The sequence below is a fragment of the Neisseria sp. P0020.S005 genome, from assembly GCF_051957055.1.
Taxonomy (GTDB): domain Bacteria; phylum Pseudomonadota; class Gammaproteobacteria; order Burkholderiales; family Neisseriaceae; genus Neisseria; species Neisseria subflava_A.
In genome coordinates, this window is sequence record NZ_JBQCWV010000060.1 from 1 (window position 1) to 457 (window position 457).

A 457-nucleotide genomic window follows, 5' to 3' on the forward strand; every position below is an offset into this window, starting at 1 on the left:
TCCATGTACTTTGTAAAAGGTATTGTGATTGTTGAACAGCAGCTGTTAATTCGTTTTCCTGTTGTTTCTCTAAACGCAACTGCTCCTGTTGTCTATTTAACATTTGTTTTTCTTCTAACAATCTTTGCTGTTCTGCTTGTTGTCTTTCTTCTAATAATCTTTGTTGTTCCTCCTGTTTTTTTCTATAATCTGCGTTTTCCTTTTGCTCCATTTCTGCTAATAACTGTAAAGCTTTTTTTGCGTTTTCATTTCCTTGAGTAGCTGCTTGTTGCCAGTAAAATATTGCATTTTGATAATTTTGTGTAACTCCTTTGCCAGTAGCATACATTAGGCCTAATTCATATTGTGAATTATCAAACCCTTGATTGGCAGCTTTTTCAAACCAGTAAACTGCTTTACTAAGATTTATTTTTACTCCAAGCCCCATAAGATACATTCTAGCCAATTGATCTTGCGC

General features: G+C 34.4%; 1 pseudogene. It reads right to left on the reverse strand.

What is annotated here, in order from left to right:
• Positions 1 to 457: pseudogene (locus ACTHTU_RS11290) on the reverse strand (hypothetical protein); the annotation flags it as partial.